17 protein-coding genes and 1 pseudogene are annotated in these 21,437 nt (G+C 55.3%); 11 read left to right on the top strand and 7 right to left on the bottom strand.

Going from position 1 to position 21,437, the window contains the following annotated elements:
- Nucleotides 1-66 precede the first annotated feature (66 nt).
- Nucleotides 67-165, top strand: a pseudogene (locus tag ACSIPU_RS14600) (IclR family transcriptional regulator); the annotation flags it as partial.
- Between the two features lie 118 nt (nucleotides 166-283).
- Nucleotides 284-772 (top strand): 4Fe-4S dicluster domain-containing protein, encoded by a 489-nt coding sequence (locus ACSIPU_RS14595; RefSeq protein ID WP_004106813.1) that lies wholly within the window; start codon nucleotides 284-286, stop codon nucleotides 770-772.
- Nucleotides 773-856: 84 nt separating this feature from the next.
- Here ACSIPU_RS14595 and avtA read toward each other — a convergent pair whose 3' ends face one another.
- Nucleotides 857-2,113: a valine--pyruvate transaminase gene (gene avtA / locus ACSIPU_RS14590; protein ID WP_047720528.1), complete on the bottom strand. Its 1,257-nt coding sequence runs from the start codon at nucleotides 2,111-2,113 to the stop codon at nucleotides 857-859.
- A 174-nt stretch (nucleotides 2,114-2,287) separates the two neighbouring features.
- Nucleotides 2,288-4,318 (bottom strand): alpha-amylase, encoded by a 2,031-nt coding sequence (locus ACSIPU_RS14585; RefSeq protein WP_196557638.1) that lies wholly within the window; start codon nucleotides 4,316-4,318, stop codon nucleotides 2,288-2,290.
- A gap of 315 nt (nucleotides 4,319-4,633) precedes the next feature.
- Here ACSIPU_RS14585 and ACSIPU_RS14580 point away from each other — a divergent pair, with 315 nt between their 5' ends.
- Nucleotides 4,634-5,461 carry a protein bax gene (locus ACSIPU_RS14580; RefSeq protein WP_071530269.1) on the top strand — a complete coding sequence of 276 codons (828 nt, stop codon included), beginning with the start codon at nucleotides 4,634-4,636 and terminating at the stop codon, nucleotides 5,459-5,461.
- A 60-nt stretch (nucleotides 5,462-5,521) separates the two neighbouring features.
- On the opposite strand, the gene xylR is transcribed toward ACSIPU_RS14580, so the two are convergent.
- From xylR to xylF, 4 genes are all read right to left on the bottom strand, one after another.
- Nucleotides 5,522-6,700 carry a D-xylose utilization transcriptional activator XylR gene (gene xylR, locus ACSIPU_RS14575; RefSeq protein ID WP_004106805.1) on the bottom strand — a complete coding sequence of 393 codons (1,179 nt, stop codon included), beginning with the start codon at nucleotides 6,698-6,700 and terminating at the stop codon, nucleotides 5,522-5,524.
- A 122-nt stretch (nucleotides 6,701-6,822) separates the two neighbouring features.
- Nucleotides 6,823-8,001 carry a xylose ABC transporter permease XylH gene (gene xylH / locus ACSIPU_RS14570; protein WP_004106802.1) on the bottom strand — a complete coding sequence of 393 codons (1,179 nt, stop codon included), beginning with the start codon at nucleotides 7,999-8,001 and terminating at the stop codon, nucleotides 6,823-6,825.
- Nucleotides 7,982-9,520, bottom strand: a complete 1,539-nt coding sequence (locus ACSIPU_RS14565; protein ID WP_004106801.1) for a xylose ABC transporter ATP-binding protein — start codon at nucleotides 9,518-9,520, stop codon at nucleotides 7,982-7,984. The genes xylH and ACSIPU_RS14565 overlap by 20 nt, the downstream gene beginning before the upstream one ends.
- A gap of 64 nt (nucleotides 9,521-9,584) precedes the next feature.
- Nucleotides 9,585-10,577, bottom strand: coding sequence for a D-xylose ABC transporter substrate-binding protein (xylF, locus tag ACSIPU_RS14560; RefSeq protein WP_049593700.1), 993 nt, complete (start codon nucleotides 10,575-10,577; stop codon nucleotides 9,585-9,587).
- A gap of 374 nt (nucleotides 10,578-10,951) precedes the next feature.
- On the opposite strand from xylF, the gene xylA reads away from it, so the two are divergent.
- The 3 genes from xylA (at nucleotide 10,952) to yiaB (ending at nucleotide 14,373) form a co-directional block, all read left to right on the top strand.
- Complete coding sequence (gene xylA / locus ACSIPU_RS14555) at nucleotides 10,952-12,274, top strand: xylose isomerase (protein WP_064356406.1); 1,323 nt, start codon at nucleotides 10,952-10,954, stop codon at nucleotides 12,272-12,274.
- 96 nt (nucleotides 12,275-12,370) lie between these two features.
- Complete coding sequence (gene xylB, locus ACSIPU_RS14550; protein WP_047720530.1) at nucleotides 12,371-13,825, top strand: xylulokinase; 1,455 nt, start codon at nucleotides 12,371-12,373, stop codon at nucleotides 13,823-13,825.
- A 167-nt stretch (nucleotides 13,826-13,992) separates the two neighbouring features.
- A complete protein-coding gene (gene yiaB / locus ACSIPU_RS14545) occupies nucleotides 13,993-14,373 on the top strand; it encodes an inner membrane protein YiaB (protein WP_004106793.1) in 381 nt (126 codons plus the stop codon).
- Nucleotides 14,374-14,375: 2 nt separating this feature from the next.
- On the opposite strand, the gene ACSIPU_RS14540 is transcribed toward yiaB, so the two are convergent.
- Nucleotides 14,376-15,371: an acyltransferase gene (locus ACSIPU_RS14540; protein WP_004106791.1), complete on the bottom strand. Its 996-nt coding sequence runs from the start codon at nucleotides 15,369-15,371 to the stop codon at nucleotides 14,376-14,378.
- Nucleotides 15,372-15,551: 180 nt separating this feature from the next.
- Between ACSIPU_RS14540 and ACSIPU_RS14535 the strand changes: the two genes are divergently transcribed.
- From ACSIPU_RS14535 to ACSIPU_RS14515, 5 genes are all read left to right on the top strand, one after another.
- The gene (locus tag ACSIPU_RS14535; RefSeq protein ID WP_004116342.1) at nucleotides 15,552-15,857 is read left to right on the top strand and encodes a YsaB family lipoprotein; all 306 of its coding nucleotides are present in this window, start codon (nucleotides 15,552-15,554) and stop codon (nucleotides 15,855-15,857) included.
- 127 nt (nucleotides 15,858-15,984) lie between these two features.
- Nucleotides 15,985-16,896, top strand: coding sequence for a glycine--tRNA ligase subunit alpha (gene glyQ, locus ACSIPU_RS14530; protein WP_004106786.1), 912 nt, complete (start codon nucleotides 15,985-15,987; stop codon nucleotides 16,894-16,896).
- A gap of 9 nt (nucleotides 16,897-16,905) precedes the next feature.
- Nucleotides 16,906-18,975: a glycine--tRNA ligase subunit beta gene (gene glyS / locus ACSIPU_RS14525; protein ID WP_004106780.1), complete on the top strand. Its 2,070-nt coding sequence runs from the start codon at nucleotides 16,906-16,908 to the stop codon at nucleotides 18,973-18,975.
- A gap of 327 nt (nucleotides 18,976-19,302) precedes the next feature.
- A complete protein-coding gene (gene hokA / locus ACSIPU_RS14520) occupies nucleotides 19,303-19,455 on the top strand; it encodes a type I toxin-antitoxin system toxin HokA (protein ID WP_047720531.1) in 153 nt (50 codons plus the stop codon).
- A gap of 304 nt (nucleotides 19,456-19,759) precedes the next feature.
- Nucleotides 19,760-21,379 carry an ATP-binding cassette domain-containing protein gene (locus ACSIPU_RS14515; RefSeq protein WP_049593699.1) on the top strand — a complete coding sequence of 540 codons (1,620 nt, stop codon included), beginning with the start codon at nucleotides 19,760-19,762 and terminating at the stop codon, nucleotides 21,377-21,379.
- Nucleotides 21,380-21,437 lie beyond the last annotated feature (58 nt).

The following is a 21,437-nucleotide window of genomic DNA, read 5'->3' as shown; positions in this document are numbered from 1 at the left end:
TCTGAAAATAGCCCGCTTATTGCTGCTTCTGAGTTCGTTTCTCTGTTGTTACTCTGATTTGCACTGCGCCCTGAAATGGCGGGAGAGAAGCGTTTACTCAAACCGCTGCGCGAGACGGCAGAGGCGATTTCTCGCGAACTGGGCTTTTCCGTGCGGGAAGGCTAAGGCAGATGACCTAATTGTCCCGGGCATCTGAGAGAAAACGCCGCTGACTCCATTCAGGATCAAGGCGCGGAAGCGGCTTTTTCTGGCACTCTGCATTTTTATCCCTAATGGAGCAAGGATGAACCGGTTTATTATCGCGGATGCGCAAAAGTGCATCGGCTGCCGTACCTGTGAAGTCGCCTGCGTGGTGTCCCATCAGCAGAATCAGGATTGTTCTGGCGTATCCGCTACGCGCTTTGCACCGCGGATCCGCGTGGTAAAGAATGATGAACTTTCGACGGCGACGTTGTGCCGCCAGTGTGAAGATGCGCCCTGCGCCAACGTCTGCCCCGAGGGCGCTATCCGCCGAGAAAATTCGGTCTGGCGCGTAGATCAGCGCCGCTGTATTGGGTGCAAAAGCTGCATGGTGGCGTGCCCCTATGGCGCGATAACGGTGATGCGGGTGGAGGAGGGCGTACAGGCGCTGAAGTGCGATTTGTGCAGCCATCGTGAAGAGGGCCCGGCCTGCGTGGCGGCATGCCCGACGCAGGCGCTACGCTGCATAGAGCCCATGGAGCTGGAAAGAATAGCCGCTGAACGTCGCCAGCGGATGGCGCTGGCGATGTAGCGTATTTCTTGTAGACGGCGCTACGCGCCTGTCGGGGCTACTGATCGGCAGACGATGGTGGCCCCGCCGGTCTGCTGATGCACATTACGCGTCCTGTTCGCTCCATGCGCGTTCAACTTCTTCGGCGAGAATCTTCACGCCCGCTTCAATCTTCTCCGGATCCGGCACGTAGTTCATGCGCATGCACTGATGCGTGTGCGGCCACGGCTTATCCAGCCCCGGGAAGAAATAGTCGCCTGGCACCATCAGGACGCCGCGCTTTTTCAGGCGCTGGTACAGCAGCTCGGTAGATATCGGCAAATCTTTAAACCACAGCCAGAGGAAAATGGCCCCTTCCGGCTTATGAATCAAGCAGCGATCTTCCGGCAGGTAGCGGCGAATAATAGCGATAGTCTCCTGAACGCGCTGGTAGTAGAACGGCTTAATCACCGTTTCCGACAGGCGCAGCAGGTCGTTGCGTTTAATCATCTCGCACATCATGGCCGGCCCCATTCCACCGGGGGCGAGGCTGATAATGCCGTTCATATTGCTGATGGCGGTGATGATTTTTTCGTTAGCGATGATAATCCCGCAGCGGCTGCCCGGCAGGCCAAGCTTGGAGAGGCTCATGCACAGGACGATATTCGGATTCCACAGCGGTCGGGCGTCGCTGAAAATAATGCCCGGGAACGGAACGCCGTAGGCATTATCGATAACCAACGGGATGCCGTGCTGATTGGCCAGCGCATCGAGCTTGATCAGCTCATCATCGGTGATCACGTTACCGGTTGGGTTGGTGGGACGGGAAACGCAGATCATTCCCGTTTCGTCCGTGACCTGCAAATGTTCGAAATCCACATGGTATTTAAACTGGCCTTCCGGCAGCAGTTCAATGTTCGGGCGAGTGGCGACAAACAGCTCTTCTTCGAGGCCGGAGTCGGCGTAGCCGATATACTCAGGCGTCAATGGAAACAGCACTTTACGCGTGGTTCCATCCGCGCGACGTCCTGCGAAGAGGTTAAACAAGTAGAAAAACGCGCTCTGACTGCCGTTTGTCAGTGCAATATTCTGCGGCTCGATCTCCCAACCCAGTTCATCACGCAGCATTTGCGCCAGCAGGGTCAGCAGCTCGCTTTTACCCTGCGGGCCGTCATAATTGCAAAGCGCATCAAGGGCTTTGCCGTTATTCAGCATGTCGCTCAGCAGGCTGTGGAAGTAATCATTCATTTCCGGAATCTGTGCGGGATTGCCGCCGCCCAGCATGATGGCGCCTGGCGTACGCAGGCCGTCATTGAGGTCTTCCATCAAGCGGGTGATGCCCGAATGACGGGTAAATTTGTCGCCAAAAAGTGAAAATGTCATCGCGATTAGTCTGTCGGTATCCCAGGAAAGTGGGTAACCATAACGCCAGCGCAGACAGGGTGCAAATCGAGGTATCAGGAAGATAATTCGTTTTTATGCTTTGAGGTAGATGATTTTTGGTCGTTTATCCTGAAAAGGCTCCCACGATCGTCGGGGGAGCCGCTCATCAAAAAGCTACTGCTGTCCTGCCCACACCACCATGACTTTGTCATCACCGCTCTCGCGGATAAAGCCGTAGCCTGTCGCCATCGATAGCGTGGTTTGTTTACCCATGCCAATGGCCGGATGACGGGCGCGGAACTGGCCCAGTTTCTCCCAGTGGGTCACGCTGCGCGCGGCTTTGCCGTTGATGTCCTGCCAGTTCATATCTGAACGCGTTCCCTGAAGCGGGTCGGAGCCGGTCGGACCAAATGGTCGTGAGGATTCATCGCCGTAGTAGATCTGCACTGCGCCAGGCGCAAGCAGCAGCAGTTCCGCCGCCGTGCTGCCGCCTTCACGGAACAGGCTGGTATCGTGCGAAGAGAGGTAGCTTAAGACGTTGAAACCCTGGAGCTTTTCCGCCATTTGTTGCCAGGTCAGATCCATATTGGCCAGGCAGCTTGTCGCTTTTGCTGCCTGATCCTGATAATCAAAGTTCAGCATGGCATCAAAGCCGTGACGATAGTAGTCGCTCTGCATCACGCCGTGGCCCCAGGCTTCGCCGGTCATCCAGAACGGCGCGTTATCCAGCGCTTTATCCGGATTGGCTTTTTTCCATTCCGCCAGCGCTTCACTGGCCTGGGTTTTTAGCTGCAGCCAGGCCGCCTGCTCGACGTGTTTGGCGGTATCAACCCGGAAACCGTCGATGCCATAATCGCGTACCCATTGGCTCAGCCAGTGGGTCAAATAATCGCGCGGCGTGTAGCCGGGGATCGCTTTAGCGGCAGTATCCGGCTTATGACGATAGAAGTTCGGCAAGCCGGAGGGCTCCGTGGATTCGGTTTTCAGATCCGGCAGGAAGGCCAGCGACATGGTCAGATCGTCAAAGCCGGGGTTGTCGTAATCGCCGATATCGGTGCGGATCCATTTTTTACCCCACCATTTCTCCCATCCGGCTTTATCGCTGAAGTTAATGTAGTCGTTAAAACTGTGCCAGCTCTGTCCCGCGCGAGGCTTCCAGTCGGTCCAGCGCTCTCCGAGCGTCTTTTTCAGTTCGTCACCCTGGATGTACAGCGAGCCAAACTGAAACTCCTGCATATCGGCCAGGGTCGCGTAGCCGGTATGGTTCATCACCACGTCGAACAGAATGCGAATCCCGCGCTTGTGGGCCTCGTCTACGAGACGGCGCAAATCTTCTTCCGTCCCCATATTGGCATCCAGCTTAGTCCAGTCCTGGGTGTAGTAGCCGTGATAGGCATAATGCGGGAAATCACCTTTCGTACCGCCGCCGACCCAGCCGTGGATTTGCTCCAGCGGCGAACTGATCCAGAGCGCGTTAACGCCGAGCTGCTGGATGTAATCAAGTTTGCTGGTCAGGCCCTGCAGGTCGCCGCCGTGGAAGGTGCCGATTTCCTGCATGCCGTCTTTGTGGCGGCCATAGCTATTGTCGTTGGCCGGGTTGCCGTTAACAAAGCGATCGGTCAGAACGAAATAGACGGTGGCGTTGTGCCAGTTGAACGGCGCGGCGGATTCGGTTTCCGCGCGCTCAAGCAGCAGAAGACCATTGCTGTTAAACGCCGGCTGGAGGGTAATTTTACCGCCGCTGACGGTCGCGATATTGCCGCTGTAAAAGTCGCGAACTTTACTGCCTTGGGCAAAGGATTTACTGACGTCAATGGTCAGCGGCTTGCCATCCCATTTCGGACACTGCTTGATCTGCGGCGCGGCGGCAGCGGACTGTTTCTCCTCAAGGGAGACCATCAGGGTTGGCGTACCCGAACGGGTGTCCAATTCCAGGGTATAGCGCCCGTCGCGAAAGATGCGCCACTGCGGCACCGGGTCGCGACAGGGTTCCATCGAGAGCATCTGGTTGAGCTTGATCATGCCAGCGGGCTGCCAGCACTGTTGGTCAAAATTAATTCGCAGCGGGCGCGTACCCTTTGCTACCTCGTTTTGACTGATAAATCTGCCGGTGCCCTCTTCGGTGAAGGCGGGAAAGTCTGCGGTAGTCCAGGCGGCGAAGGCCATCCCAGGCAACAGCAGCGACGCAAGCGCAGCGAGTTTCATTGCGGAGTCCTGTAGGCGGTGTTTTGTTCAGTTTGCGCGTCTACCCGCCTGATGAACTCATCCCGGCCGCGCTTTTCCAGGGAGGATGAAAAGGGGTGAGTGATCGCGCTCAAAAAATGCGCAGAAAATGAGACGGCGCTAGCATTTTTGCGCCTTCGCAGGCTGGCAGAAACCGATTTCAGGTGACACCATTTCGGAATTGGACTATTTCTGTGGGTGCGTCATCTGGGTATTTTTGATACTATTCGCGATTCAACTATCGATTTTTTGTGAAAAACAAGGCGTTGGAATGATTGCATCCGACCAGGAGACCTAATGATATCGACTCCCATTCGACGATATGGGGCCGCGATACTCATGTTACTTACCTGCATATTTTCAGGTAGTGTGCTGGCAACAACACACACAGCAACAACGAGTCATAAAGCCCCAATAGTTAAAAAGAAAAGTACCGTTAAAGTAAGCAAGGTAAGCAGTAAACAAGAGTATTCTCGCAATAGTGTAAAGAGCAGTTCACTTCCTGATTTGCGAAAATACCCTTCCGGGACACCAAGGAAAAAAGCGTTTCTCCGGACGGTAATGCCTTATATTACGAAACAGAATCAGGTGATTACTGCCGATCGTAACTGGCTGGTTTCCAAGCAGTACGATGCGCGCTGGTCGCCGAGCGAGCGTACGCGCCTGAAAGAGATCGCCTCGCGCTATAAAGTGAAGTGGTCCGGCAATACTCGCCATATTCCATGGAACTCGTTGCTTGAACGCGTCGATATTATCCCGAACAGCATGGTTGCAACCATGGCGGCGGCGGAAAGCGGCTGGGGAACGTCAAAACTGGCGCGCGTTAACAACAATCTGTTTGGTATGAAGTGTGGCGGTGGAAACTGCCGCGGCGCGGTGAAGGGCTACTCGCAGTTTGATTCGGTGGAAGAGTCCGTTCAGGCCTACGTGAGAAACCTGAATACGCATCCGGCTTATTCATCGTTCCGTAAATCGCGTGCGCAGCTGCGCAAGGCCGATCAGGAAGTGACCGCCAGCACCATGATTCATAAGCTGAAGGGCTATTCGACTAAAGGGTCGAGCTATAACAACTATCTCTTCGCCATGTATCAGGATAACCAGCGGTTGATTGCCGCGCATATGTAATGGCTTATCCATGACATTCTTAATGCCCGGCGCGCAAGTCCGGGCATTTTTCTTTGCTCTCTACATCATGACTTCACTGTGCCGATCGCGATACTCCTTCGGCGTCACGTCGTACTCTTTCTTAAACACCGAATAGAAGTACTGCAACGACGGATAGCCGCACATCTGCGAGATTTCATTAATCGACAGGGTGGTTGAAACCAGCAGGCTGCGCGCTTTTTCCAGCTTCTCGCTGTGGATCACCGTATGAATGGTCTCGCCCACTTCCTCTTTGAAGCGTTTTTCCAGATTCGAGCGGGAAATGCCTACGGCGTCCAGTACCTGCTCTACCTTAATCCCTTTACAGGCGTGGTTACGAATATAGTGCATCGCCTGGATAACCGAAGGGTCGGTTAGCGAACGGTAGTCGGTGGAGCGGCGCTCTACTACGCGCATCGGCGGGATAAGCTGTCGTTGAAGCGGCAGCTCTTCATTCTCCAGCAGACGATGCAGCAGCTTTGCCGCCTGATAGCCCATCTGGCGGGTGCCCTGAGCAACGGAAGACAGCGCCACGCGCGACAGATAGCGGGTAAGCTCTTCGTTATCAATGCCAATAACGCACAGCTTTTCCGGAACGGGGATATGCAACAGCTCGCAGGCCTGTAACACATGACGGGCGCGGGCGTCGGTGACGGCGATAATGCCGGTTTGCGGCGGCAGGGTTTGTAGCCAGTCGGCGAGGCGATTTTGCGCATGCTGCCAGTTTTCCGGCGCTGTCTCGAGCCCCTGATAGACCACGCCGCGATATTTCTCTCTGGCGACCAGTTGACAAAAAGCATGCTCGCGCTCTGCGGCCCAGCCTTTACAGCTGGATGTGGGCAGGCCGTAAAAGGCAAAGCGGTTAATGCCCTTTTCCTTCAGATGGAGGAAGGCGCTCTCGACCAGCGCGGCGTTGTCGGTAGCGATGTAGTGAACCGGCGGATAGCACTCCGGGCGGTGGAAGGAGCCGCCGACGCCGACAATTGGAACATTAACGTCGAGCAGCAGGTTTTCAATCTCCGGGTCGTCGTAATCGGCAATAACGCCGTCGCCTAACCACTCCTTGATGTTTTCAATTCGCGCCCGAAAATCTTCCTCAATGAAGATATCCCATTCCAATTGCGATGCTTGTAAATATTCGCCGACGCCCTCAACGACCTGGCGGTCATAGGCCTTGTTGGCGTTGAATAACAACGTAATACGGTGACGCTTTTCAAACATAGTGTTGTTCCTGGTCTCTCTTGCAGGCCATACAATACCGGCCAATGCCCGGATTATTTCAAGCTACTTGTGCCTAAGTTTGGCTGTAGCGCAAAGAATTCGGGCATTTTTTTTCAAAGCTCTCAGCTCCGGCGTTTGGTGGCTGAATCCATCCACACCGCGAGTAATAAAATGACCCCTTTAACGATGTACTGCCAGAAGGTGGCGACATCCATCATGCTCATGCCGTTGTCCAGCGCGGACATGATAAACGCGCCCATGACCGCGCCGGCAACGCTGCCGACGCCGCCGGCGAGGCTGGTTCCGCCGATCACGCAGGCGGCGATGGCGTCCAGTTCGGCGATGTTGCCGGCAGAAGGAGAACCGGCGCCCAGACGTGAACTGAGAATCAACCCGGCAATCGCCACCATCAGGCCATTAATGGCGAACACCGCCAGCTTGGTGCGTTCCACGCTAATACCGGATAGACGCGCGGCTTCCAGGTTGCCGCCGATGGCGTAGATGCGGCGGCCAAACGCGGTGCGGGTGGCCATAAACATACCCGCCAGCAGCAACGCGGCGAGGATCAGTACCGGCGTCGGGACGCCGCGATAGTCGTTTAATAGCCAGATAGCGCCCAGCACAATAACGGCGGTAATCGTCTGGCGACCTACGGTCGAAGCGGAAGCGGGCGTGGCAAGTCCCAGGGCCTGACGTCGCATACGGCCGCGCCATTGCCAGATAATAAAGGCCGCCATTCCCGCCACGCCGATACCAAAGCCAATACCATCAGGCAGATAGCTCTGGCCGATTTGCGACATCGCCGGGCTGGTGGGAGAGACGGTGGTCCCGTTGGTGATACCTATCAGAATACCGCGGAATGCCAGCATACCGGCGAGCGTCACGATAAACGACGGGACTTTACGGTAGGCGACCCACCAACCGTTCCATGCGCCCAGCAGCAGGCCAAGCGCCAGCGTGATCACAATCGTCAGCGGCAGCGGCCAGCCGAGCCAGACGTCAAATATTGCCGCTGTGCCACCGAGCAGGCCCATCATCGAGCCGACGGAAAGATCGATCTCGGCGGAAATAATCACAAACACCATGCCGACCGCGAGAATGCCGGTGATGGCGGTCTGGCGCAGCAGGTTAGAGATATTACGCGCGCTCAAATAAGCGCCTTCGGTAGTCCAGGTGAAAAACAGCATAATGGCCACGATAGCGGCGATCATCACGAATACCTGGAGATTCATCCCTTTTAGCCCGGAAAAAGCCCCGGAGACGGGCGGGGTGAGTTTCATTTCAGACGTGTTCTTCGACATGGCGTTCGCTCCTCAGTGCGGCTTCCATCACCTGTTCCTGTGTCAGGCCCTGATTAATCAAATCGGCCTTCAGTTTGCCCTCATGCATCACCAGCACCCGATCGCTTAGCCCCAGTACTTCGGGCAGTTCGGATGAAATGACAATGACGGCGATCCCCTGCTGCACCAGCTGATTAATCAACTTGTAGATTTCGTACTTGGCGCCGATATCAATGCCGCGGGTAGGCTCATCGAGTATCAGAATGCGCGGGTTCAGCAGCAGGCAGCGGGCGAGGATCGCCTTTTGCTGATTGCCGCCGCTCAGGCGACCGATCGCCAGCTCTGGCGATGAGGTTTTGATTTTCAAACGCTGGATGGATTGCTGAATGCAGTGCTGCTCTCCGGCATCGTCAAGGCTGCTCAGCGGGCCGGTAAACTGGTTTAACGCGGCGAGGGTGATATTTTTACCCACCGCCATCACCGGCACGATGCCGTCTTTCTTTCTGTCTTCCGGCACCATGGCGATGCCCTGCGCGATGGCCTGCTGGCAGTTGTGAATCGTCACCTGCTGGCCATCGATGAAAATTTTCCCCTGCCAGCGGCCCGGCCAGACGCCAAACAGGCACTGTACCGCTTCGGTACGACCCGCGCCGACCAGTCCGGCTATCCCCAGAATTTCGCCGCGCCGCAGTGAAAAGGAGACGTCATTGACCCGCTTAATGTGGCGATTGACCGGATGCCAGGCGGTTAAATTTTCTACGCGCAGGATTTCATCGCCGCAGCTATGGGCTTCGTTCGGATAGAGGGCGGTAAGCTCGCGGCCGACCATCATGGTGATGATGTCATCTTCGTTCATGCCGTCAGCGTTACGGGTACCGATATGCTGCCCATCGCGGATCACGCAGATAGTATTGGATATCGCTTTGACTTCATTGAGTTTGTGGGAAATGTAAATACAGGCAATACCGTGATTTTGCAGATCGCGAATAATATTCAGCAGAATGGCCGTTTCTTGTTCCGTTAATGAGGCGGTGGGTTCGTCGAGAATTAACAACCGTACCTGTTTATTTAGCGCTTTCGCTATTTCGACCAGCTGCTGCTGGCCAAGGCCTAAATCGCCGACGCGGGTGTCGGGTGATATGGCTAAATTGACCTGGGCCAGCAGCTTCTCGCAGCGTAAGGTCATGGTTTCGTAATCCAGCAGACCGTGGCGGGAGATCTCCGCGCCGAGAAAAATATTCTCCAGAACGGTCAGGTGTTTTACCAGCGCCAGCTCCTGATGAATGATGGCAATTCCTTTGCGTTCGGTATCGCGAATATGGCCCGGCTGCAAAGTTTCTCCGGAAAAAATAATCTCTCCCTCATAGCTACCGTGCGGGTATATTCCGCAAAGCACCTTCATGAGCGTAGATTTCCCGGAGCCGTTTTCTCCGCATAATGAGACCACTTCCCCGGCGTTCAGCCGCAGGCTGACATTATCAATCGCCTTCACCGCGCCGAAGGTTTTAGTCATGTTTTTCATTTCGAGTAACCAGGACATAGAGGCTCCGCATAAGCGATATCCGGCTGGATGGAGTAACGCCCCCGGCAGAGGGCGTCAGAGATTACAGCTCGCTTTTTTTATGGAAACCGTCTTTGATCACCGTCTGGTCAATGTTGTCCTTATTGACTTCAATGGGCGTCAGCAGACGAGAAGGGACATCTTTCAGGCCGTTGTTGAGCGTGGCGTCAGCCTTCGGCTGTTTGTCGTTGCCCAGTTCGACGGCAATCTCCGCCGCGGTGGTGGCAAGGGTGGCGATCGGTTTGTAGACGGTCATCGTTTGGGTGCCAGCGATAATGCGCTTCACGCCGGCGAGGTCGGCATCCTGACCGGAGATCGCCACTTTGCCTGCGAGCCCCTGGGCGCTCAGGGCCTGAATGGCGCCGCCGGCGGTGGCATCGTTAGAGGCGACAACCGCATCAATTTTGTTATTGTTGGCGGTCAGGGCGTTTTCCATAATTTTCAATGCGTTTTCAGGTAGCCATCCGTCAACCCACTGATCGCCGACGACTTTAATTTTGCCTTCATCAATATAGGGCTTAAGGACTTTCATTTGGCCGGCGCGGAAAAGCTTGGCGTTATTATCAACGGGCGAGCCGCCCATTAAGAAATAGTTACCCTGAGACACTTTATCGACCAGGCTTTGCGCCTGCATTTCGCCCACTTTCTCATTATTAAAAGAAATATAAAAATCAATGTCGGCATTATTGATGAGACGATCGTAGGCGAGAACTTTAATTCCCTCCTGTTTAGCCTCTTTTATCACATTACTCAGCACTTGACCGTTATAGGGAATAATAACCAGAACGTCGACGCCGCGATTAATCATGTTTTCGATTTGCGACATTTGCGTTTCTTCGTTGCCATTGGCTGACTGGACGAATACTTTTGCACCTAATGATTCAGCTTTATTGACAAAAATATCGCGATCTTTTTGCCAGCGCTCAAGACGCAGGTCGTCAATCGCCATGCCAATTTTAACTTCTTTCGCAATGCCCGACAGGCTGGTGAGGAGGAGTGAAGCACAGAGCGTTAGGCAAAGGTTCTTTATCTTCATAATAATAACACCTTTTTTGTAAAGTGCAGGATAAGACGAACGATAAAAATAAACGGCCTGATACGTAGCAGATTTTTAACGCGGAAAGGGGCGCTGGCAATTATCTATGCTTATTTTGCCGTTATGAAATTTTGTTTATTTGTTAATTTATGACCGGGATCGTACTTTAATAATTAGTTCTCATCGTATTTCATTGATCTCTCGTGGCGTAAGCAGCGAAGTGAGGGCGTTGTTCTATTGTTTTTGCGACCTGGCGCACGTTTGTGGATTCTCTCAATCACGGTGTGAAATAACGTAATTGAGGAAAGTAAAAAGAGAATTCTATATTGGCTTATGACTTATTACTCGCCGCATCCCTGAATATGGAGTTCATTATGCAGACCTATTTTGATCAACTCGATCGCGTTCGTTATGAAGGCCCGACATCCGCTAACCCACTGGCTTTCCGTCATTACAACCCGGATGAACTGGTGCTGGGCAAACGGATGGAGGACCACCTGCGCTTTGCGGCCTGCTACTGGCACACCTTCTGCTGGAATGGTGCTGACATGTTTGGCGTGGGCTCCTTTAACCGCCCGTGGCAGCAGCCGGGCGAAGCGCTGGAAATGGCGAAACGCAAAGCGGATGTCGCGTTTGAGTTTTTCCACAAACTGAACGTACCGTACTACTGTTTCCACGACGTTGACGTTTCCCCTGAAGGGGCATCGCTGAAAGAGTATGCCAACAACTTTGCGCAAATGGTTGAAGTGCTGGCGGAAAAACAGCAGCAGAGCGGCGTCAAGCTGCTGTGGGGAACGGCAAACTGCTTTACGAACCCGCGCTATGGCGCCGGGGCGGCAACCAATCCGGATCCGGAAGTGTTCAGCTGGGCGGCGACTCAGGTGGTCACCGCAATGGATGCGACCCACAAGCTGGGCGGCGAAAACTATGTCCTGTGGGGCGGCCGTGAAGGTTATGAAACCCTGCTGAATACCGATCTGCGTCAGGAGCGCGAGCAGATTGGCCGCTTTATGCAGCTGGTCGTTGAGCACAAGCACAAGATTGGCTTCCAGGGTACGCTGCTGATTGAACCCAAACCGCAGGAGCCAACCAAACATCAGTATGATTACGACGCTTCTACCGTCTATGGTTTCCTGAAACAGTTCGGCCTGGAAAAAGAGATCAAACTGAACATCGAAGCGAACCACGCGACGCTGGCCGGTCATACGTTCCATCACGAAATTGCGACTGCCATTGCTCTGGGACTGTTTGGTTCCGTTGACGCTAACCGCGGCGACCCGCAGCTGGGCTGGGATACCGACCAGTTCCCGAACAGCGTTGAAGAAAACGCGCTGGTGATGTACGAAATCCTGAAAGCGGGTGGTTTCACCACCGGCGGCCTGAACTTTGATGCTAAAGTGCGTCGTCAGAGCACCGATAAATACGACCTGTTCTACGGCCATATCGGCGCAATGGACACCATGGCGCTGGCGCTGAAAGTTGCCGCGCGCATGATTGAAGGCGGCGAGCTGGATAAACGCGTTGCCAAACGTTATGCCGGCTGGAACGGCGAGCTGGGTCAGCAGATCCTGAAAGGCCAGATGAACCTGGCGGATATTGCTCGCTATGCCACTCAGCATGACCTGGCGCCGCAGCACCAGAGCGGCCATCAGGAACTGCTGGAAAATGTGGTAAACCGCTACCTTTTTGATCGCTAATGAAGGCGATGATGCCCGGCGGGACCGGGCATTGGCTATAACCGATGCTTTATTCGCGCCACGCTTAGCCGTGGCGCGTCAGTAAGGAGAGGCTGTATGTATATCGGGATTGATCTGGGCACCTCGGGCGTCAAAGCTATTCTGCTCAATGAGCAGGGCGAGGTCGTGGCTTCGCATACTGAAAAGCTCAACGTGTCGCGTCCGCACCCTCTATGGTCTGAACAGGACCCCGAGCACTGGTGGCAGGCGACGGACCGCGCGATGAAGGCGCTGGGCGCGCAGCACTCGCTGCGCGAAGTCAAAGCGTTAGGTATTGCGGGCCAGATGCACGGCGCGACGCTGCTGGATAAGCAACAGCGCGTCCTGCGCCCGGCGATTTTATGGAATGATGGCCGCTGCGGTGATGAGTGCGCGCTGCTGGAAGAGAAAGTCAGCCGCTCGCGGCAGATAACCGGCAACCTGATGATGCCGGGATTCACCGCGCCGAAGCTGCTGTGGGTACAACGCCACGAGCCTGAGATCTTCGAGCGGGTTGATAAAGTCCTGCTGCCTAAAGATTATCTACGTTTACGCATGACCGGCGAGTTTGCCAGCGATATGTCCGATGCCGCTGGAACGATGTGGATGGACGTAGCGCGAAGGGACTGGAGCGATGAGATGCTCGCCGCCTGCGGTCTGAACCGCGACAACATGCCGACGCTGTTCGAAGGATGTGAAGTCACGGGGGCGCTGCGCCCGACGGTTGCGCAGTCGTGGAATATGCCGGAAGCGCTGGTGGTAGCCGGCGGCGGCGATAACGCAGCCGGTGCGGTTGGCGTAGGTATGGCGGATGCGGGGCAGGCGATGCTGTCGCTGGGGACCTCGGGCGTCTACTTTGCGGTCAGCGACGGCTTTCTTAGTAAGCCGGAAAGCGCCGTACACAGTTTCTGCCACGCGCTGCCCGGGCGCTGGCACCTGATGTCGGTGATGCTGAGCGCGGCTTCCTGTCTGGATTGGGCGGCGACATTAACCGGCCTTGGCACGGTTCCGGCGTTGATTGCGGCGGCGGAGTCGGCGAACGAGAGTGCCGATCCTATCTGGTTTCTGCCTTACCTCTCCGGTGAACGTACGCCGCACAACAATCCGCAGGCGAAAGGCGTCTTTTTTGGCCTGACTCATCAACATGGTCCGGCGGAGCTGGCGCGGGCGGTGCTGGAGGGCGTCGGTTATGCGCTGGCGGATGGCATGGATGTGGTGCACTCCTGCGGCGTGAAGCCGGAAAGCGTGACGCTGATTGGCGGCGGCGCGCGCAGCGCGTACTGGCGGCAAATGCTGGCGGATATCAGCGGTCAGCAGCTTGATTTCCGCACCGGCGGCGACGTGGGACCGGCGCTTGGCGCGGCGCGACTGGCGCAGCTGGCGCTGCATAAAAACGTCGCATTCTCCGATCTGCTGCCGCAGCTCCCGCTGGAGCAGGCCCACTGCCCTGATGACGAGCGTTTTGCCCGCTACGCCCCCCGTCGGGAGACATTCCGACAGATTTATCAGCAGCTTTTACCGCTGATGTCGTAATATTTTGCCCTCGGTTAACGAGGGCAAATTACATCCATGAATGCATCGTTCGCATTTATCTGTCCTGCGTATTTATATATTCCGAATTTGTCGTTTCTGCTTCCTGAAGCATCAGCAGTAAAGCTTTACCGGTACATAATGGACGCCATCTTTTGCAGGGAGGCTCCATGAAAAATAAGAATATTGCGCCGAAACTGTTGATGGTCATCGGGGCGCTGGTGTATCTGATGGGGATCTGGCACACCTGTCCGTTATTTAGCGGTAAAGGCTATTTCCTCGGCGTACTGGTGATGGGGATGTTCGCCATGCTGGCCCATCAGCGCACGATGCAGGAGGAGCGCAGAAATGACGACGGGTTTGTATCGCTATGCCGACTGGTGCTCCTGCTTTCGCTTGGCCTGTTAATGGTCGGCGCGAGGTTTGTACCTGCCGGTTGGGATGAGAAAAGCATCTACGTGGCGGCCTGGTTTGTGTGCATGTACGGCGCGTCAGCCTTGCCGCATAAAGCACTGGCGGCGGGCGTGGCGCCGCAAGACCCTACGGAATAGCCTTAGCTGACGAAACGGCGGCTATCAAACCGCTGAACCAGAGCCGAGAGCAGTAAGCTGCCCAGCAGCGCGGCGCTGAATATCCAGATAATATCCAGTAACGGCCAGCGGCTTAGTTCAAGCCCGCTGGCGCGCAGCGCGTGAATGATCAGCGCATGAAAACCGTAAATCCCTAAAGAATGGCGCGCAATCGGCGCAATAAGCGGCAGCTGACGCCGATTGAGCGTGTTTTTTACCAGCGTCAGCAGAGCGATGGCGCAGACAAAAACCGCAGGACCGCAGTATAAATACCAGGTATCGCCGAAATCGCCGCGCCAGCGCAGCTCGTGCAGCGTGCCGCGTGAGATTACCCACACGCCGGCGATGAACAGCGCGGCGCAGAGGGCGGTCAGCCATTTTTTCTCGGTATCCAGCATGCCGATAGCCCGTCCCAGCACGCCATACATCACGTAGTAAAACGTGTCGCCATTGATATAAAGATTGAACGGCAACCATTCAACGCCTCCGGCTTTTACCTGGACCATATTGGGGTTCGCCAGAATGCCCAGTACCAGCATCAGCGCCAGCAGCATCCTGCCGCTTACCTGTTTAACCTGCACCAGCGGCGAAAGCAGATATATCACGACGATGGCGAAGAAAAACCACAGATGGTAGAACACCGGTTTTTGCAGCAAATTCTTCAGCGACAGCTCAACGTTGATATGGGTGAACAGGGTGATATAGAGCAGCGATAGCGTGCTGTAGAAGAGAATGCACAGCGCGATACGCAGAAAATGGCGGGGCTGGGCGCTGCGCTCACCGAAAAACAGATAGCCTGAAATCATGAAAAATAGCGGTACGCTGACGCGGGACGCAGAGTTGAGGATATTGGCCAAATCCCACTCCAGCAGGCTAATCGCGTGCGGGTGCGTAATATACCAGGTAGTGCTATGAATCATGACGACCATCAGACAGGCAATGCCGCGCAAATTAGTAATCCAGTGTATTTTTTCCTGCATCAGAACCTCAGTTTCACCTTCTCCATCTGGCTCTGACTATCCATATTCGACCCTGTCGCAGTGGAATAATCTGAGTTTTTCGCCATAGACTTGTCGAGGTGTGGCCCAATTCGCACAATGAGCCGGTTATTTTACGTAAGCTGCACGATAACAATTTACTAACAAGGCGGTCGAGAACAAATGGTGATGAAATATGCGTTTTCTGGACTACTGCTGTGTCTGCTGGCGGGCTGCAGCGCAACGCCGCCTCAGCCTACGCAGAAGGCGCAGAAAGCGCGGATAACGCCGCAGACCACCCTCAATATGGAGCAGCTTTGCAAGGATAATGCCGCCGTCCGTTATAATACAGGCGTGCGCCAGGTGGACGTCAGCCATTTCGAGCAGTTCCAGGGCAGCTTCGAGCTTTCGGGCAAGACTGCGCGGAATGAACGCTTTATCTGTTCTTTTGACCCGGACGGGCAGTTTTTACATCTTTCGATGCGCTAACTACGGCCGCGCTGGCGCTAATTTCCGCAATTTTCCCTAAACAACCCCGTTTCGTACTGTATATCTCGCAGCCAGCGGGTATACTGGCTCCTTCCTTTAAATCCACACGTATCCAGCACGAAATCATATGCAAAAGTTTGATACCAGGACCTTCCAGGGCCTGATCCTGACCTTACAGGATTACTGGGCTCGCCAGGGCTGCACCATTGTTCAACCACTGGACATGGAAGTCGGCGCAGGCACCTCTCACCCGATGACCTGCTTACGCGCATTGGGTCCAGAGCCGATGGCGACCGCCTACGTGCAGCCGTCTCGTCGCCCGACCGATGGCCGTTACGGTGAAAACCCGAACCGCTTACAGCACTACTATCAGTTCCAGGTAGTGATAAAACCCTCCCCGGAGAACATCCAGGAGCTCTACCTTGGCTCGCTGAAAGAGCTGGGTATGGACCCGACCATCCACGACATTCGCTTCGTCGAAGACAACTGGGAAAACCCGACGCTGGGCGCCTGGGGTCTGGGTTGGGAAGTGTGGCTGAACGGTATGGAAGTCACGCAGTTCACCTACTTCCAGCAGGTGGGCGGTCTGGAGTGTAAGCCGGTTACCGGCGAGATCACCTACGGTCTGGAACGTCTGGCGATGTATATCCAGGGTGTCGACAGCGTTTACGATCTGGTCTGGAGCGATGGCCCGCTGGGGAAAACGACCTACGGCGACGTGTTCCATCAGAACGAAGTGGAGCAATCCACCTATAACTTCGAATACGCTGACGTGGACTTCCTGTTCTCCTGCTTCGAGCAGTACGAGAAAGAAGCCCAGCAGCTGCTGGCGCTGGAAAACCCGCTGCCGCTGCCTGCCTACGAGCGCATTCTGAAAGCCGCCCATAGCTTTAACCTGCTGGACGCGCGTAAAGCCATCTCCGTCACCGAGCGTCAGCGCTATATCCTGCGCATTCGCACCCTGACCAAAGCAGTGGCTGAAGCTTACTATGCTTCCCGTGAAGCCCTTGGCTTCCCGATGTGCAACAAGAATAAATAAGAGGCGGCCATGTCTGAGAAAACTTTCCTGGTGGAAATCGGCACTGAAGAACTGCCACCAAAAGCCCTGCGCAGCCTGGCTGAATCCTTTGCTGCGAACGTGACCGCAGAGCTGGATAACGCTGGCCTTGCGCACGGTAAAGTTGAATGGTTTGCCGCGCCGCGCCGTCTGGCGCTGAAAGTGGCGAATCTGGCGGCTGCGCAAGCAGACCGCGAAGTCGAAAAACGCGGTCCGGCGATTGCCCAGGCGTTTGACGCCAGCGGCCACCCGAGTAAAGCGGCCGAAGGCTGGGCGCGCGGCTGCGGTATCACCGTCGATCAGGCGGAACGTCTGACGACCGATAAGGGCGAATGGCTGCTGTATCGTGCTCACGTGAAAGGCGAGAGCACCGAAGCGCTGCTGCCAAACATGATCGCAACCTCGTTGGCGAAGCTGCCGATCCCGAAACTGATGCGCTGGGGCGCGTCCGACGTCCACTTCGTGCGTCCGGTTCATACCGTGACCCTGCTGCTGGGCGACAAAGTCATCCCGGCAACTATTCTGGGCGTCCAGTCCGATCGCGTTATTCGCGGCCACCGCTTTATGGGCGAGGCTGAGTTCACTATCGACAATGCCGATCAGTATCCGCAGATCCTGCTGGAGCGCGGTAAAGTCATCGCCGATTACGAACAGCGTAAAGCCAAAATTAAAGCCGATGCAGAAGAAGCAGCGCGTAAAATTGGCGGCAACGCCGATCTGAGCGAAAGTCTGCTGGAAGAGGTGACTTCACTGGTGGAATGGCCGGTAGTCCTCACCGCGAAGTTCGAAGAGAAATTCCTTGCGGTGCCTGCCGAAGCGCTGGTTTACACCATGAAGGGCGACCAGAAGTACTTCCCGGTTTACGACAACGCGGGCAAGCTGCTGCCGAACTTCATCTTCGTCGCCAACATTGAGTCGAAAGATCCGCAGCAGATTATCTCCGGTAACGAGAAAGTGGTTCGCCCGCGCCTGGCGGATGCTGAGTTCTTCTTCAATACTGACCGTAAAAAACGTCTGGAAGATAACCTTCCGCGTCTGCAAACCGTCCTGTTCCAGCAGCAACTGGGTACGCTGCGCGATAAGACCGATCGTATTCAGGCGCTGGCCGGCTGGATCGCCGAGCAGATTGGCGCTGACGTGAATCATGCCACCCGCGCGGGCCTGCTCTCCAAGTGCGACCTGATGACCAACATGGTCTTCGAGTTCACCGATACGCAGGGCGTGATGGGCATGCACTACGCGCGCCATGATGGCGAAGCGGAAGACGTTGCGGTTGCCCTGAACGAGCAGTATCAGCCGCGCTTTGCTGGCGATGACCTGCCGTCTAACCCGGTAGCCTGCGCGGTTGCGATTGCCGATAAGATGGACACCCTGGCGGGTATCTTTGGCATCGGTCAGCATCCGAAAGGCGATAAGGACCCGTTTGCGCTGCGCCGCGCCGCGCTGGGCGTGCTGCGTATTATCGTTGAGAAGAACCTCAATCTGGACCTGCAGACCCTCACCGAAGAAGCGGTGCGTCTGTACGGCGATAAGCTGACCAACGGCAACGTCGTTGATGATGTTATCGACTTCATGCTGGGGCGCTTCCGCGCCTGGTATCAGGATGAAGGCTATACCGTCGACACGATTCAGGCGGTACTGGCGCGTCGTCCGACCCGTCCGGCAGACTTCGATGCGCGTATGAAGGCGGTTTCCCACTTCCGTACCCTCGAAGAGTCCTCTGCGCTGGCGGCGGCCAACAAGCGTGTTTCTAACATTCTGGCGAAATCAGACGTTACGCTGAACGATATCGTCCATGCTTCGGTATTGAAAGAAGCGGCCGAGATCAAGCTGGCGGGCAATTTAGTCGTGCTGCGCGATAAGCTGCAGCCGTACTTCGCCGAAGGGCGTTACCAGGATGCGCTGATTGAGCTGGCGTCCCTGCGCGAGCCGGTGGATGAGTTCTTTGAGAACGTGATGGTGAACGCAGAAGATCAGGACGTGCGCGTAAACCGACTGACGCTGCTGTCCAAGCTGCGCGATCTGTTCCTGCAGGTAGCGGATATTTCCCTGCTGCAGTAAGTGAATGGGTAATAATAAAAAACCTGCCTGCGGGCAGGTTTTTTTATGCATGGAATATAAATAAATGAACCGTTAATAATTCTCTGAATAATATTTATTTAATTTGCATTGATTGCCAGGAATTATTTTAGGAATATGCTAACGTAATCTGGTCAGATATTTACGGTAGAATGCTGACGGGTGCTTGAGACTGTTTGTCTCAGGCGTTCAGCGGGAGACAAACAGAGAAAAGCCCCACCTGATGATAAATCAAAGTGAGGCTCCCCTATGCATGAACACCATAAGAGTAGCCTCTTACCTGTTGAAAATCAACACGGGAGGCGAGGAATGCCGCAAAAGTATCTGTTGTTTAGCTTAATAGTGATTTGCTTCACTATTTTATTATTTACCTGGATGGTGCGTGATTCGCTGTGTGAATTACAGATCAGACAGGGGAATATTGAGCTGGTGGCGTTCTTAGCCTGTGGGATTAAAACGTAAGAGACGGTGGCGGAGAGCGATCTCCGCCATTCTTACGGCGTGAAGCATTCTCAAGGCACCCTGTTTTTTTCATCAAATAAATAATTTGCCTCCTGTTTTCAGGAGGCTTTTTTTTTACCGTTTTGCCATCCGGTGAAAAAACAGGCTTGAAATTCATATCAGGGTGTGGCTATCCTATGGCCCGACGAATCCCTCGTCTTACTGGAGAGCACGCGCCAAATGAACAAACACGACTGATGAATCTCATGCCTTGCTTAGCGCTATTGGCGAGCAGGGGAAGTATTGATTTCATTCAGGAGTGCTTATGGCTCATTGTGCCCAGATCCCCTCTTTTATTTTGCATCAGGTCACCTGTCACTTTGCGACAGGAGATACCCTTTTTGGTCCGCTGAATTTATCGCTGGACTCCTCTCTTTGTGGCCTTGTCGGGCGCAACGGCGTCGGTAAAACCCGGCTTTTACGCTTGCTGGCGGGCCATGACACGCCGTCGAGCGGCCACATCGATCGCATGGTTTCCGTGAGCTACGTTGCTCAGCTGCGGGATAGGGCTTCAGAGATGACGCTGGCGGAATTGCTGGGCCTGGAGTCCATTTTCGCTGCTCTCGCTCGCCTTGATCGAGGGGAGGGACGAAGTGACGATCTTGAACGTCTTGATGGTTTTTGGGATCTCCCGGATCGTCTGGATACGGCGTTTCTTGCGGCTGGCTTAGGTACATTTTCTCCTGCACGGCCCGCCTCTTCGCTGAGCGGCGGTGAAAGAGTGAAGGCGCAGCTTTGCGGGGCATTCCTGTCCGGCGCCGATTTTCTTCTGCTTGATGAACCCACCAACCATCTCGACCGTCCGGGACGCGAGTGGCTGTATCAGCAGCTTAAACAATGGCGCGGCGGGGCGCTAATTGCCAGCCATGACCGGGAGTTATTAGCGGTCATGCCGCGTATCCTTGAGCTGACGCCTGCGACTTTGCGTCGCTACGGCGGCAACTATGCGGATTATCAGCAGCAGCGTGAGCTGGAACAGCAGGCGGCTCGCTCCGCGTTGGATCATGCCGTCGCTGAACGGCGCCGTACCCGCGCGCGGATGCACAAAGAGCACGATGCCTGCCAGCGGCGTTCCGCGCAAACGTTACGCACCGTCGATACGCTAAATATCGCGTCATTCGAGCGGGTTGCCTGGAAAGGCGCAGCAAAAGAACGTCCCGGCAGCCTGCAGCGCCAGCATCGACAGCAAAATGGCGCCCTTAACAACGCGGTAGTACAGGCGCGGGAGAGAGTGGAAGAGGAGAGCCCGGTGATGTTTACGTTACCTGGCAACCGGATAGCCCCGGGAAAACAGGTGCTGGAACTGGATGCGGTGCGGTTGGCGCATACGATGTTGGCACCGCTGAGCTGGCGGATGGATGGGCCAATGCGGGTGGCGCTGCGTGGTCCCAACGGCTGCGGTAAAACCACGTTGCTGAAAACGCTGCTGGGTCTGGAGCTGCCGATCGCTGGACGCTGCCGCTTATCGGTTAACGCGGCGTATCTGGACCAGCATCTGACCCAGCTGGACCTGTCATTATCGGTTATGAAGCACCTGAACCTCGGCGATACGCCCTTAAAAGAAGGCGCGTTGCGTAGCCAGCTGGCGCAGCTACAGCTGGGGGCGGATAAAGTCGATCTGCCGCTATCGGCACTGAGCGGAGGCGAGAGACTGAAGGCGGCGCTGGCCTGCGTACTCTGGCGGCGTGATGCCACGCAGCTTCTGCTGCTGGACGAGCCCACGAATCATCTCGATTTGGCATCCACTCAGGCGATTGAAAAAGCGCTGGCCCGGTTTCCCGGTGCGATGCTGGTGGTCTCGCATGATGAAGCTTTCTTGCAGGCGCTGAAGCTGACCCACAGTCTGACATGGCGGGAAGATGGCTGGTGCTTTGAGAGGCTATAAAAGAAAAACCGCCATTTACGATGGCGGTGAACTACGCTGCAAATAAAAAAAATCCCCG

The sequence above is a fragment of the Klebsiella sp. HN106 genome (assembly GCF_051209435.1).
GTDB classification, from domain to species: Bacteria; Pseudomonadota; Gammaproteobacteria; order Enterobacterales; family Enterobacteriaceae; genus Klebsiella; species Klebsiella oxytoca.
The sequence above is the reverse complement of the archived record's forward strand: the minus strand, read 5'-3'. Positions and strand labels throughout refer to the sequence as shown.